Raw genomic sequence first — 13,637 nt, 5'->3', positions numbered from 1 at the left:
AGGACGCCCCATGACCATCGGCTTCGTCGTGACGACCCTGGGGCGGCTCGAGCCGCTCCGCGCGCTTCTCGCCTCCCTCGAAGATCAACTGCGGGAGGGCGATCACGTCGTCCTCGTCGCGCAGGGCGCCCAGGACGACGTGGCGGCCCTCGCCGCCGAGTTCTCCGCCCGCGGTGTCCCGGTGACCGCGACGACCTCGGCCCGGGGCGCCTCACTGGGACGGAACACCGGCGTCGCCGCCCTCCCCGCCGGCGACGCCGTCGTCACCTTCCCCAACGACAACACGACCTACCCGGCGGGCACCGTCGCCGCCCTGCACGCCGCCGTCGACGGGGCCGACTTCCTCGCGGGTGGGTTCACCTCCTGGGATGAGCGCGGTCCCAAGACGACGCTGCCGTCCGCGGGGACGCCGCTCGACAAGTACAACGTGTGGTCCGTGATCGAGATGGGCATCCTCATCCGCCGCTCTCTCTTCGACGCCGTCGGCGGGTTCGACGAGAACATCGGTCCCGGGTCGGCGTCGCCCTGGCAGGTGGCCGAGGGCACCGATCTGCTGCTGCGCGCGATGGCGCACGAGCCGCGCCTGGTCCACGAGTTCCGGTGGATCCCCGCCGACGTCCACGTCGACGGGATCTCGACCGGCTTCGGGCTGAGCACGGCGGACCGCAGGCGCAAGCTGCGCGCCTACGGCCGCGGCACGGGGCGCGCGTTCGCCGTCCACGGATACCCCCTCTGGTGGCGGCTCGCCTTCACGGCCGCGGGCCTGCTCTACGGCGTCCGCAACCCGCGACCGATCACGCTCGGCGACGGGTGGCCGATGTTCCTCGGTCGCCTCGAGGGCACCCTCGGGCGCACCTTCGGCCAGGCTCGCATGGTCTCCGCGACCCGCTGAGCGCCCGAGACCCCGCTGTTACGCTGAGAACGTGTCATCCAGAGTTCTCATCACCGGCGGCGCCGGCTTCATCGGGTCCCATCTCTCCGAGCGCCTCCTGGCCGAGGGCAACGAGGTCATCTGCGTCGACAACTTCTTCACGGGGTCCCGTCGCAACGTCGAGCACCTCTTCGACAACCCGCGATTCGAGCTCCTCCGGCACGATGTGACCTTCCCGCTGTACGTCGAGGTCGACCAGATCTACAACCTGGCCTGCCCCGCGTCGCCTGTGCACTACCAGCACGACCCGGTGCAGACCACCAAGACCAGCGTCATGGGCGCGATCAACATGCTGGGCCTCGCCAAGCGCCTGCGCGTGCCGATCCTCCAGGCATCGACCTCCGAGGTCTACGGCGACCCGGCGGTCCACCCCCAGACCGAGGACTACTGGGGCAACGTGAACCCCATCGGCACGCGCTCCTGCTACGACGAGGGCAAGCGCGCCGCCGAGACGCTGTTCTTCGACTACCGCCGCCAGCACGACCTGTCGATCAAGGTCATCCGCATCTTCAACACGTACGGCCCGCGCATGCACCCGAACGACGGGCGCGTGGTCTCGAACTTCATCGTGCAGGCCCTCCGCGGCGAGCCGATCACGATCTACGGAGACGGCTCGCAGACCCGCTCGTTCTGCTTCGTCGACGACCTCGTCGACGGCATGGTCCGCCTCATGGACACCGGCCACGACGTGACCGGCCCCATCAACGTCGGCAACCCCGGCGAGTTCACCATGCTCGAGCTCGCGAACGCCGTGCTCGAGATCACTGGGAGCTCGTCCACGATCGAGCACCGCCCCCTTCCGCAGGACGACCCCAAGCAGCGGCAGCCCAACATCGACCTCGCACGCCGGGAGCTCGGGTGGGAGCCGACGGTCGCGCTGCAGCCGGGGCTCGAACGGACCATCGCGTACTTCCGCTCCGTCCTGACGGACTGATGCTGTCCGCTCTCCGCTCGCGCGTGCGCGCCGCGCGGGACTCCGCCCTCCTGCGCCCCGTCGTCGCGCGGGCCGATCGCATCTGGTGGGCACGGGTCATTCGGCGCGCGGGCATCGTCGACCTCGCCTACGTCCGCGCGCAGACCGGGAAGACGCTCTCCGAGGCCGCGGCCGTGCGTCGATACGTGAACGGCGGATTCCGCACCGGCCTGCGCCTGTCGCCCCTGTTCGTCGACACCGCCGTGGGCGACCACCTCCCCGAGGCGTGGCGCGTCCCGGCCCTCTACGCCTACCTCGTCGCCGACCCTCGGGGTCTGCAGGCGAGCCCGCTGTGGGACGCGCAAGCCTACGGCGCCCGACACCCCGACGCGTGGGACGCCCCGGGCGGCCCCGTGGGGCACGCGTGGCGACGCCGCGAAACGCATTCGCTCCCGTACGGTCCCGAAGCCGAACCCGCCGCGGCGTCGTGGGCCGAACTCTCGACCGTCATCACACGGGCCGCGCATCGGGCGCGCGTCGGCGGCGAAGTGCCGGCCACCCCCGGGGAGCGCCCGCTCGAACGCGAGCTCATTCTCGCGCTCGGACCCGACGAATGGGACTTCGACGAATCCCTCGCCGAGGCGGTGCTCTTCGCCGATCGCGACGGCCAGGGCGTCGCGATCGCGGTGATGGACGGCCGTGCCGAGGACTGGACGCTCGCGTCGATGATGGCGGCCTCGCACCCGCGCGTCCGCGTGAGCCGTCGTCGCCACGACGATCCCGCCCGGGCTCTCGACGAACTCCTGCGAAGCTCGACGGCCGAGGTCGTCGTGGTTCGCGGGCCCAATGAGACGCTCACCGCCGCGGACGCGGTCCGTCTCGCCGAACGCGTCGAGACCGAACCGGTCGGCACGGCCGTGGCCCCGGTCTGGCGCGACGGTGACGGGACCATCGCGGCCGTCGGCGCCGACGCCGAGGGACGTTTCCTCGCGGGGCACCCCATCGAAGACATCTCCGCGCTCGGCACCGACACGAACCTCGAAGTGCCCGCTCTCGCCGGTCTCACGTTCGCCGCGCGACGCGACGACGTCCGGTCCGACCTGCGTGGATCGGATGGGGCGAGCCTCGTCGGAGAGCGTGCGATCGTCGCGCTCGACCTCGAGACGCGTACGCGCTCGACCGCCCCACGCGCCGACCTCGACGGCATCCGTTCCGCGGTGAGGCTCATCGAGACCGACGACCTCCTCCTTCGCGCGGGCTGGGAGCGTGTGCCCGAGGGGCCGTCGCCGCGCGTGCGACGCCCGCCCCGCCGCACGACGCTCGCCGACGGAACGGAGGTGCCTGTCCTGCGCTGGGCGCTGCGCACCGCCATCCCGGTCGGACCCCGCGCCGAGGGATGGGGAGACACCCACTTCGCACGCGCCCTCGCGGGGGCCCTGCGCCGTCTCGGGCAGGAGGTCGTCATCGACTCCTACGCCGCGCGCGAGCGCCCCACCCGTCACCTCGACGACGTCACCGTCGCCCTGCGCGGCCCGGAACCCCTCGAGGCCTCCCCCTACGGCGTCTCGCTCCTGTGGGTGATCAGCCACCCCGACGAGATCACCCGCGCCGACGTGAGGGGTTTCGACCGCGTGTTCGCCGCCTCAGCCCCGTGGGCCCGCGAAGCCGGAGCCGAGCTCGGGGTCGACATCGCCCCGCTCCTGCAGTGCACCGACGCCACCCGTTTCCATCCGACCGGTCGGCCGCGCGGCGACGACATCCTCTTCGTCGGCACGGCTCGCGGCATCCTGCGCCCGTCCGTGGTCGAACCGATCCGCGCCGGCATCCCCGTCACGGTCATCGGACCGGACTGGCGCGGATGGATCCCAGCCTCTCACATCCGCGCAACCGGCGTCGCGAACGACGAGCTCCCCGCGCTCTACGAGAGCGCCGGCGTCGTGCTCAACGACCACTGGCCCGCCATGCAGCGCCGCGGATTCATCGGCAACCGCCTCTTCGACGTCGTCGCCGCGGGCGGGCGTGCCATCAGCGACCGGGTCGAGGGGATCGACCCCCTCTTCGGCGGGGCGGTGGCGACCTACGACACGGTCCCGGAGCTCATCGAGATGCTGTCAGACCAGGACGCCGTGTTCCCCGACGCGGCGGCCCTGACCGCGGCATCGGAGCGGATCCGCGCCGAGCACTCCTTCGATGCGCGCGCCCGTACTCTCCTGGATGCCGCGCTGCGGGCCCGCGGGCTCGAGTCCACCGCCTGATCCGCCCGACCAGGCGGCTTCCACCCGACGCGGCCGCGCGGTTCGAGCGGCGCCGAACGCGCAATCGCGTGAGAACGCGTCAGCGGAAACGCACCTCGGCGGGGACCGAGCCGAGCGAGTCCGACTGACCGTGGACAGTGAACTCCGCGCCCTGCATGAGGGAGTGGGACGTCGACTCGCTGATGCCGTGCAGGTTCGCGTTGATCCAGTAGCTCCCCGGGTTGAAACGGGCGCCGTCGACGTCGACCTCGACGGTCACCGTCTCCCCCGCACGGAGCGGCGGGAGCGATGCGCCCAGCATGCTCGTGTTCGACGCGAGAGCGAGGAGCCCGGAGGCCGTGTCGATGCTGAAGCCGAGGGCCCACTCGTCGAGCGCGCGCAGACCGGTGACCGTGACCCCGACGCGGAAGGACTCTCCGGACTCGAAGTCGTTCGTCTTGCGTCCATCGGCCGACCGGACGTCGACCGAGACGATCTCGGCGGCTCGCGTGACCTGTTCCGGCCGGTCCGCGACCTTACCGGAGCCCTCTTCGAGGAGTTCACGGAAGCGCTCGACCGCCGCCTCGGCGAGGCCGTCGAATGCCACGCGTCCCTTGTCCATGAGGATCACCCGGTCGCACAGCTCCTCGATCTGATCGAGGGCGTGCGAGACGATGATGATCGTGCGCCCCTCGCGCTGGAACTCCTTGATCTTGTCGAGGCACTTCCGCTGGAACTGCTCGTCGCCGACGGCGAGGACCTCGTCGACCAGCAGGATGTCGGGATCCGTGTGCACCGCGATCGCGAAGGCGAGGCGCACGAACATCCCGGACGAGTAGAACTTCACCTGCGTGTCGATGAAGTCGCCGACGCCCGAGAAGTCGAGGATGTCGTCGAAGCTCGACTTCGTCTCCTCGCGGCTGAGGCCGAGGACCGAGGCGTTCAGGTACACGTTCTCGCGCCCGGTCAGGTCGGGATGGAAGCCGGCGCCGAGCTCGATGAGCGCGGCGACGCGTCCCCGTTGCTTGACGTCACCCGACGTGGGCTGGATGATCCCGCCGATGACCTTGAGCAGCGTGCTCTTGCCGGAACCGTTGTGACCGATCAGGCCGATCGTGTTCCCGGCCCGGATGTCGAGGCTCACGTCGCTCAATGCCCAGAAGTTCTGCCGGTGTCGACGCCCCGCGCGGCCGAGCGTGACGATCCGCTCCTTGATGGAGGTGTCCTTGCGCACCACGAAGCGCTTGGACACGTCGTTGAGGACGACGACCTCGGGGCGCGCCGGTGCGGGGGCCACGTCAAACGACATATCGATCACAGTTCCTGGGCGAAGTTGCCCTGCAGGCGCACGAAGACGCGGTGACTGAGCACGAGCAGCACGAGTCCTACCGCCAGGGCGATCGCCATGCGCAGCACGAGGTGCGCCGGCTGCTCCAGGCCGTCGCCGCCCAGCCAGAAGGCACGCTGGAACCCGAGGACGGCGAGGGTCAGGGGGTTATTGGTGTAGATCTCGAGCAGCGTGGGGCTGGTGATGATCTGGCTCGCCAGATGCCAGGCGTACAGCACGGGCGAGAGCCACATCAGCAGCATCGTCACGACCTCGACGAGATACTGCACGTCACGCAGGTAGACGTTGACCGCCGAGAAGAACAGGGCGAACGCCACACCGTAGACGAGGATCAGCATCAGCGACGGCACGACGTACACGATCTCCCAGTGCAGTGGAGGCTTGCCCGCGATCACGGTCGCGACCAGCAGCACGCCGAGCTGGATGAGGAAGTTGAACAGGGCCGACCCCGTGGCCGCCAGGGGGAAGATCTCCCGCGGCATGTAGACCTTCTTCACCACGCCGCCGTTGGCGATGATGGACCCGGTGCCACCCACCGCGATCTCCTGGAACAGGCTCATCGCGGTCAGACCGGTGAAGATGAAGATGGCGAAGTCGGGGATGCCGCGCGCCGCACCGAGGAACTGTCCGAGCACGACGAAGTAGATGCCCAGCAGGATGAGGGGGCGGATGAGCGCCCAGACGAATCCGAGTGCCGAGTCCTTGTAGCGCGCCTTGACGTCGCGCTTGACGAGAAGATCCAGCATCTCGCGCCGCGCGAAGATGTCGCGCAGCGTGGTCCACAGCGACGCGAACCCCAGGCCGGGGGTGACGCCGACGGAGCGCATCGGCATCTCCGCGAGGCGTGCGAAGCGCGCGTTAGCCGCGGCGGGTGAAGAACTGGGCATGGGGACCGATTCTAGTGGTGAGATTCTGCACGACGTCTGAACTCAGCGACGTCGCAGACGCTGCCGCGCGCGCCACAACCCGCCGCGCACTCCTTCGGTCCGCGCGAACAGACTGTCGACGCGATCCGCCGCGTCCGGACGGTGGAGCCGCACCCACATGTCGACGAAGTCGCGGAACCGTCCCCACCCGATGTAGCCGGCGCGTCGAAGGAACTGCACCTGGTGCTGGGTGTCTTCGGGCATCGTCGCCGACATCTGATCGAGGTTGTAATCGAAGGCCGTGTGGCTCTTGGCGAGGTACGCGGGCGTGGCGATCGTCATCGAGTGGAACCCCAGCTCGCCCGCCGCGTAGACGGGCATCCGCTCGAGGATGTGGGCGAGTCCCCCGTCGACGTAGGCCTCGGCTCCGCCGAACTCGTCGTAGGTCCACTCCCGCTCGACGAGGAGCCGGAGCGCTTGCGGACGGGCGAAGAACATCGATCCGAACGGTGCGAGCGGCGAGACCTCGTCCAAGGGGACGCGGATGCCGAGCTCGGCGCACAGTTCTGCGACCCCGGGTCGGTTCGCCCACCAGCTGTGCCCCATCGTGGGGTGACCGAGATGAACCGTGGGAGGGAACGCGAGCCCGAGTCCCGGCTGCTGCTGGAAGAGGGCGACGACGTTGGCGGCTTCGTGCGGCCCGGCGAGGAGGTTCTCGAACTGATGACGACGGAAGTGCCGTCCCACGTTGGCGCCGTCCTGCGGCGTCTTCTTGGAGTGGATCTTGACCACGAGGTCGTAGTCGTCGGAGAGCAGCACGTCGCGGCATCCGATGAGGAACGCCGCCTGGTCACGCCCGTTGTTCGAGGCGACGACACGGACGTCCACTCGTCCCGGGAACTTCCGGGCGGCGACGATGCGCTCGATCTCGTCGGCTCGTTCTCGCTCGGGCGTCGTGACGATGAGATCGACGTCTCCCGGCAGGTACCCGGCGCGATCGAGAATCTCGTCGGTCATCTCGACGTAGAAGATGTGCGCGATCACGGCCGTGCGCAGCGGTTTGGCGGGATCATACGCATCATCCGTCGGCGACAGGACGCGCAACAGCGCCGCGTCGGCGTTCAGGACGCGCGGCTCGACGTTTCGGGCGAGATCGTCGAAGATCAGCTCGACCGGGTACCCGTTGCGCTCGGCCGCCTCGAGGGTCCACTTGCCGATGACGGCGACACGATCGAGGAACACCGGCCACTGGAAGAACGGCCGCCGCTTGAGCGTCGGACACCCCGCATCGATGAGCTGCTCGGCGTAGAGGACCGCGTGGTTCTCGATCTTGTCGGTGAGCGTCGGAAACGCCACCTCGCCCGAGAACCCCTGCTGAGTGAAGTGCTGCGTGAAGATGCCCTCGTGCTTGGTGACCGCGTCCGAGTAGGTCTTCATCGCGGGCAGATCTCGCCAGTACGCCTGCCACTCGGGTGAGGTGAACATGCGCCGACGGACGGCAACCCAGTACGACTGGAGGTGATAGGGCAGGTAGTCCTGGTCCTCCGGGGTGAACGGGTGCGGTTCCACGCGCAGGTGGTCCGTCATGCCCCAGAAGTGCAGCGGGTGGGCGTTCATCCGATCGAAGATCGGTCCGAACGGGCGGATCGGCCCGAACCAGGTGTCGTTCACGAGCAGAAGCTCGTCGAACGACGCGACCCGCTCCCCCACGGCATCCAGCCCGTGCTTGTAGCCCCAGATGTCGTAGCCCTCGTTGGGACGCTCCAGCACCAGGTCGCCGACCGTCTCGAGACGCTCTCGTCCCTTGGCGGTGAGCGGACCGTTCGAGACCACGACGATCTCGTCGCAGAAGGCGCGCAGGTGCTCGAGTGCGTAGAGGACGAAGTCGCCCACCTCGCCCCGACGGTCGAACACCACGTAGATGAGCAGACGTTTGCCGTCCTCCGGGAACGTGTCGGCGGGGCGCGTCCAGTCGCCGATGAGCTCTGCGGTCTTCACGACGACGCCTCCTGGTCTTTCTCTCCCCGTTCCGTGCGCAGCCGCGAGGTGAACCGGCGCACCGCCGACACCACCCGGAACCCTCGCCACGCGAGCCGGTAGAACGGGCGGAAGGTGTCGACGACACCGGGATGGTTCACGCGGAGGAACATGCGCGCCAGGGCGACCGTCCCGCCGTAGCCGGTGTAACCGGCGCGGTGGAGGAACCGGATCTGCTCGACCGGCCACCCGCGCGTCGTGGAGAAGAGCTGGTCGACCTTGTACTCGAGGGCGGTGTAGCTGATCTCGGCGTGTGCGTGGTTCAAGACCGTCCGGCAGTAGAAGCCCGCCTGCCCTGCCGCGGCGCTCACGAGACGCTCTTGGAGGTGCGCGAGATGACCGAACCGACGCTGGAACCGCCAGTCGTAGTCGGCGAAGGTCCACCGTCGCGTCATCATGGCGCGGAACGCGGCCGGCCGGCCCACCCACATCCCCCCGTAGGGCGCGAGCGGCGAGATGACGTCGAGGGGAACGCGGATGCCGAGCCGTTTCGCGAGGCGCTTCGCGTGCGGCTGCAGCATTGCCCACCCTCGCCCCATGGTCGCGTAGCCGATGTGGATCATCGGCGGGAACACGACCCCCAGCTTCTCCTCTTTCTCGAAGAGAGCGAGGAGGTTGCGGACGTACCCGGGGCTGCTGAGGAGATTGTCGAACTGGTAGCGGCGGAAGTAGCGCAGACGGTTCATCGTCTTCCACGGCGCGCGGCGCATGTGCAATTTGACGACGAGGTCGTACTCGTCGGACTGGAGGATGTCGCGACAGCCGACGAAGAAGTCGGCCATGTCGCGCCCCGGGCTCTGCGGTGTCACGCGCAGCTCGTAGGTGTGCGCGTTCGTCGTCGCCCACGCCTCGAGGAGGCGCTCCAGGCGCGCCGCTGTGACGCCCTCGGTCGTCGTGACGAACACGGACGCGCCGGGGGGAAGGAACTGCAGGCGACGCAGGACCTCGTCGACCTCGTCGATGTCGCTGACGTGCACCACGGCCGCGATCGACAGTGACGATCCGCTCTCGGCATCGACCGCGTGATCCGAGAGGACGGAGAGCAGGCCGAGGTTGGTGTTCAGCGCCTTGGGCGGCATGCAGGAGGCGAGACTCGACCGCAGGACCCCGAGGGGGTACCCGCGCTCGCCCATCATGTCGGCGATCTCGCTCGCGAGGATGGCGAAGCGATCCAGGAAGGGCGGGTAACTGGTGAACACCGCGCGATCGACGAACGGAACTCCGATGTCGAGGAGGTCTTCGGGGACGAACAGCGCGGGGTCGTTCGCGTGTAGCCGTTCGGTGTCGAAGGCCCGCTCATGACGAGCCCCCGCGGCGGCGACGTAGCTCGCGAAGGACCGTTCCCTCTCACCCGGCTGGCTCTGTTCGGCCCACCAGCGGGTCCAGGCGCTCCCGGTGAAGAACTCGCGTCGCACGACCGTGAAGAACCAGGGCCGGTCCGCCACGCCGGGGAATCCCTCCTCGGGGAAGGACTCCCGAGGGGGTGCCGGGGGAACGACGTCCCAGACGTCGGCTCCGGTGTCCGCCATGCGCTGGAAAAGCGGGTCCAGGTCGGCAACCGGGCCGAACCACGAGTCGCCGGTCAGCACGACCTCGGTCGTCTGGGCGCGGCGACGACGAACGCGCTCGACAGCTGCGGCGTAGGACGTCGAGCTGAACTGTTCGGCCTCTGTCTCGAGGACATCGTCGACGAGTCCCGCCAGGAGTGTCCGATGCTCGGGAGACAGGGTTCCAGGGTGCGTCAGGACGATCGTCGCGGCGAGAGCACGGAGCGATCGCAGGGCCAGGACGGTGGTCTCTTCGATGCGACCCTTCGCGCGAACGGCGTAGACCACGGCACGGTCGGTCGCCTCCGGGCTCACGCCCGCGGCGGCGGCGACCGGCGCCACGGCGTCAGCGGTCCGCGGCATTGTCGAGTGCGGTCAGCAGGTAGCGGCCGTAGCCGCTCTTGACCAACGGTTCAGCGCGCTCTCGCAGTTCGTCGTCGGACAGGAAGCCCATACGCCACGCCACTTCCTCGGGGCAGCCGATCGAGAGCCCCTGACGCTTCTCGACCGTGCGGATGAACTCGGTCGCCTCGCTCAGCGAGTCGAACGTCCCGGTGTCGAGCCAGGCGGTGCCGCGCGGGAGCAGCTCGACGCGCAGGCGTCCCTGCTCGAGGTAGGTGGAGTTGACGTCGGTGATCTCGAGTTCGCCGCGGGGGGACGGCTTGAGGGCGCGCGCGATCTCGATCACGTCGTTGTCGTAGAAGTACAGTCCGGGAACGGCGTAGCTGCTCTTCGGGTGCTCGGGCTTCTCTTCGAGAGAGACCACTCGACCGTCCGCGTCGAACTCGACGACACCGTATGCCGTCGGGTCCGCGACCCGGTACCCGAAGACGACACCGCCGTCCAGCTCGGTGTATTGGCGCAGGCGCGTGCCCATGCCCTGCCCGTAGAAGATGTTGTCGCCCAGGACGAGCGCGACGGAGTCGGAGCCGATGTGCTCCTCACCGAGGAGGAAGGCCTGCGCGAGACCGTCGGGAGACGGCTGCACCTTGTACGTCAGCGAGATCCCGAAGCGCGACCCGTCGCCGAGGAGACGCTGGAACTGCTCCGAATCCTGTGGTGTCGTGATGATGAGGATGTCGCGGATGCCGGCGAGGATCAGCGTCGACAGCGGGTAGTAGATCATCGGCTTGTCGTAGACGGGCACGAGTTGCTTCGAGATTCCCTGAGTGATGGGGTGCAGTCGGGAGCCCGTGCCGCCCGCCAAAATGATTCCGCGCATGAAGACCAGTTTCCCTCATCCGCAAGCGGGTGCCAATCCAGCGCCCGACGGCGCGACGGGTGCACCGGTAATCTTGAGGCCATGAGTCGTCTTCTCGTGACCGGTGGCGCCGGTTTCATCGGTTCCAACTTCGTGCACCACGTCATCGCGCACACCGACCACACGGTGACGGTGCTCGACAAGCTCACCTACGCCGGCAACCGCGCGTCGCTCGAGGGCCTCCCCGAGGACCGCGTGCGTCTCGTCGTCGGCGACATCGCGGACGCGGCCGTCGTCGACCCGCTGGTGGCTGAGGCCGACGCCGTGGTGCACTACGCCGCGGAGTCGCACAACGACAACTCGCTGCACGACCCGCGCCCCTTCCTCGACACCAACATCATCGGCACGTACACGCTGCTCGAAGCCGCGCGCCGTCACGACGTGCGCTTCCACCACATCTCGACCGACGAGGTGTACGGCGATCTCGAGCTCGACGACCCGGCGCGCTTCACCGAGTCGACGCCCTACAACCCGTCATCCCCGTACTCGTCGACGAAAGCCGGTTCCGATCTTCTCGTGCGCGCATGGGTGCGCTCCTTCGGCGTTCGCGCCACGATCAGCAACTGCTCGAACAACTACGGCCCCTACCAGCACGTCGAGAAGTTCATCCCCCGTCAGATCACCAACGTCATCCGCGGAATTCGCCCGAAGCTGTACGGCACCGGGGAGAACGTGCGTGACTGGATCCACGCCGACGACCACTCCTCGGCCGTGCTCACGATCCTCGACAAGGGCGAGATCGGCGAGACCTACCTCATCGGCGCGGACGGCGAGAAAGACAACAAGAGCGTCGTCGAACTGATTCTGCAGATCGCCGGTCAGCCCGCCGACGCGTACGACCTCGTCACCGACCGCCCCGGCCACGACCTGCGCTACGCCATCGACTCGACCAAACTGCGGACCGAGCTGGGCTGGACGCCGACGTACGGCGACTTCGAATCCGGACTCGCGGCCACCATCCAGTGGTACCGCGACAACGAGGCCTGGTGGGCTCCGTCGAAGGACGGCGTCGAGGCCTTCTACGCGAGCAAGGGGCAGTGACCGCGGTGTCGATCGATTTCGGCAAGGCGCTGTCCGTGCGCGAAACCCCGATCCCCGGGCTCGTCGTGTTGGATCTCCCCGTCCACGGCGACGCGCGCGGATGGTTCAAAGAGAACTGGCAGCGCGAGAAGATGACCGCCGCGGGTGTCGACCTGCCCGACTTCGGTCCGGTGCAGAACAACATCTCGTTCAACGACGCGGTGGGCACGACCCGCGGCATCCACGCCGAACCGTGGGACAAGTACGTGTCGGTCGCGACCGGACGGATCTTCGGCGCGTGGGTCGACCTCCGCGAGGGCGACTCGTTCGGTGCGGTCTTCACGACGGAGCTCGACCCGTCGACGGCGATCTTCGTCCCGCGAGGCGTCGGCAATTCGTACCAGACCCTCGAACCCGACACCGCGTACACGTACCTCGTGAACGACCACTGGTCGCCCGACGCCACCTACACCTTCCTCAACCTCGCCGACGAGACCGCCGCGATCGACTGGCCGATCCCCCTCGACGACGTGGAGATCAGCGCGAAGGACAAGAACCACCCGCGCCTCGCCGACGTCGTGCCCATGCCCCCGAAGAAGATCCTCGTGACCGGCGCCAACGGCCAGCTCGGCCGGGCCCTGCGTGAGGAGTTCGGCGACCACCCGTGGATCGAGTACGCCACGCGCGCCGACCTCGACCTGACCTCGCCGGACCTGGATGCCGCGCGCCGCTGGCGCGATTACGGGACGATCATCAACGCGGCCGCGTACACGAAGGTCGATGTCGCTGAGACACCCGAGGGTCGCACCGAGGCGTGGGCGGCGAACGTCACCGCCGTGGCCGCCCTGGCCCGCATCGCGACCGCCAACGGGATCACCCTCGTCCACGTCTCGAGCGACTACGTGTTCGATGGAACGAAGGACGGGGCCTACGGCACCGATGAGCCGTACGCACCCCTGGGCGTCTACGGGCAGACCAAGGCGGCCGGCGACGCGATCGTCTCGGTCGTCCCCCGGCACTACATCGTCCGCACGAGCTGGGTGATCGGTGAGGGTGCGAACTTCGTACGCACGATGGCGTCTCTCGCCGAGCGGGGAATCGATCCGCGCGTCGTCGACGACCAGGTGGGTCGTCTCACCTTCACGTCCGACATCGCGGCGACGATCCACGGCCTGGTGCGCGGGGCTGCCGCCTTCGGCGTCTACAACGTGACGGGGCAGGGCGCCCCCACATCCTGGTGCGATATCGCCCGTCAGGTCTACGAGCTCACCGGCCACGATCCCGCCCGGGTCACCGGCGTGAGCACCGCGGAGTATTTCGCCGGCGCGACCTCGCCCGTCGCGCCCCGCCCGCACAACAGTGTCCTCGACACGACGGGGACGACCGCTGTCGGCATCGCACTCGGCGATGCCACGGAGAGCCTGCGGGCCTACCTCGCGCGCGGCTGACCGCGAACACGACGAACCCCGCTTCACCCGAG

Annotated in this window: 10 protein-coding genes; 5 read left to right on the top strand and 5 right to left on the bottom strand. The window is 68.7% G+C overall.

All coding sequences use genetic code 11. The annotated features are described in order from the left end of the window. Nucleotides 1-10: 10 nt before the first annotated feature. The 3 genes from ACMW4R_RS08085 to ACMW4R_RS08075 are packed head-to-tail and all read left to right on the top strand — an operon-like array spanning nt 11 to nt 4,099. Entirely contained in the window at nt 11-892 is an 882-nt protein-coding gene (locus ACMW4R_RS08085) for a glycosyltransferase family 2 protein (RefSeq protein WP_418299620.1), read from the top strand. 31 nt (nt 893-923) lie between these two features. Further along, nucleotides 924-1,865 carry a UDP-glucuronic acid decarboxylase family protein gene (locus ACMW4R_RS08080; RefSeq protein WP_058595481.1) on the top strand — a complete coding sequence of 314 codons (942 nt, stop codon included), beginning with the start codon at nt 924-926 and terminating at the stop codon, nt 1,863-1,865. Continuing rightward, nucleotides 1,865-4,099 carry a glycosyltransferase family protein gene (locus ACMW4R_RS08075; protein WP_418299619.1) on the top strand — a complete coding sequence of 745 codons (2,235 nt, stop codon included), beginning with the start codon at nt 1,865-1,867 and terminating at the stop codon, nt 4,097-4,099. Before ACMW4R_RS08080 ends, ACMW4R_RS08075 begins: the two co-directional genes overlap by 1 nt. Before the next feature lie 79 nt (nt 4,100-4,178). Here ACMW4R_RS08075 and ACMW4R_RS08070 read toward each other — a convergent pair whose 3' ends face one another. Genes ACMW4R_RS08070 through rfbA form a run of 5 tightly spaced genes read right to left on the bottom strand, consistent with a single transcriptional unit; the run spans nt 4,179 to nt 11,098 of the window. Then, nucleotides 4,179-5,387 carry an ABC transporter ATP-binding protein gene (locus ACMW4R_RS08070; protein ID WP_058613026.1) on the bottom strand — a complete coding sequence of 403 codons (1,209 nt, stop codon included), beginning with the start codon at nt 5,385-5,387 and terminating at the stop codon, nt 4,179-4,181. 5 nt (nt 5,388-5,392) lie between these two features. Further along, nucleotides 5,393-6,313 (bottom strand): ABC transporter permease, encoded by a 921-nt coding sequence (locus ACMW4R_RS08065; protein WP_058595483.1) that lies wholly within the window; start codon nt 6,311-6,313, stop codon nt 5,393-5,395. Nucleotides 6,314-6,355: 42 nt separating this feature from the next. Beyond that, nucleotides 6,356-8,290 (bottom strand): rhamnan synthesis F family protein, encoded by a 1,935-nt coding sequence (locus tag ACMW4R_RS08060; protein ID WP_058595484.1) that lies wholly within the window; start codon nt 8,288-8,290, stop codon nt 6,356-6,358. After that, nucleotides 8,287-10,239, bottom strand: coding sequence for a rhamnan synthesis F family protein (locus tag ACMW4R_RS08055; protein WP_418299618.1), 1,953 nt, complete (start codon nt 10,237-10,239; stop codon nt 8,287-8,289). Before ACMW4R_RS08055 ends, ACMW4R_RS08060 begins: the two co-directional genes overlap by 4 nt. Then, nucleotides 10,223-11,098 carry a glucose-1-phosphate thymidylyltransferase RfbA gene (rfbA, locus tag ACMW4R_RS08050; protein ID WP_058595486.1) on the bottom strand — a complete coding sequence of 292 codons (876 nt, stop codon included), beginning with the start codon at nt 11,096-11,098 and terminating at the stop codon, nt 10,223-10,225. Before rfbA ends, ACMW4R_RS08055 begins: the two co-directional genes overlap by 17 nt. Nucleotides 11,099-11,179: 81 nt before the next feature. Between rfbA and rfbB the strand changes: the two genes are divergently transcribed. Further along, complete coding sequence (gene rfbB, locus ACMW4R_RS08045; protein WP_058595487.1) at nt 11,180-12,178, top strand: dTDP-glucose 4,6-dehydratase; 999 nt, start codon at nt 11,180-11,182, stop codon at nt 12,176-12,178. 5 nt (nt 12,179-12,183) lie between these two features. Continuing rightward, nucleotides 12,184-13,605 (top strand): sugar nucleotide-binding protein, encoded by a 1,422-nt coding sequence (locus tag ACMW4R_RS08040; RefSeq protein ID WP_058629061.1) that lies wholly within the window; start codon nt 12,184-12,186, stop codon nt 13,603-13,605. Nucleotides 13,606-13,637: the final 32 nt, after the last annotated feature.

The sequence above is a fragment of the Microbacterium sp. S1037 genome (genome assembly GCF_048381605.1).
Classification (GTDB): Bacteria; Actinomycetota; Actinomycetes; order Actinomycetales; family Microbacteriaceae; genus Microbacterium; species Microbacterium testaceum_B.
This window is presented reverse-complemented; position numbering and strand designations above follow the sequence as displayed.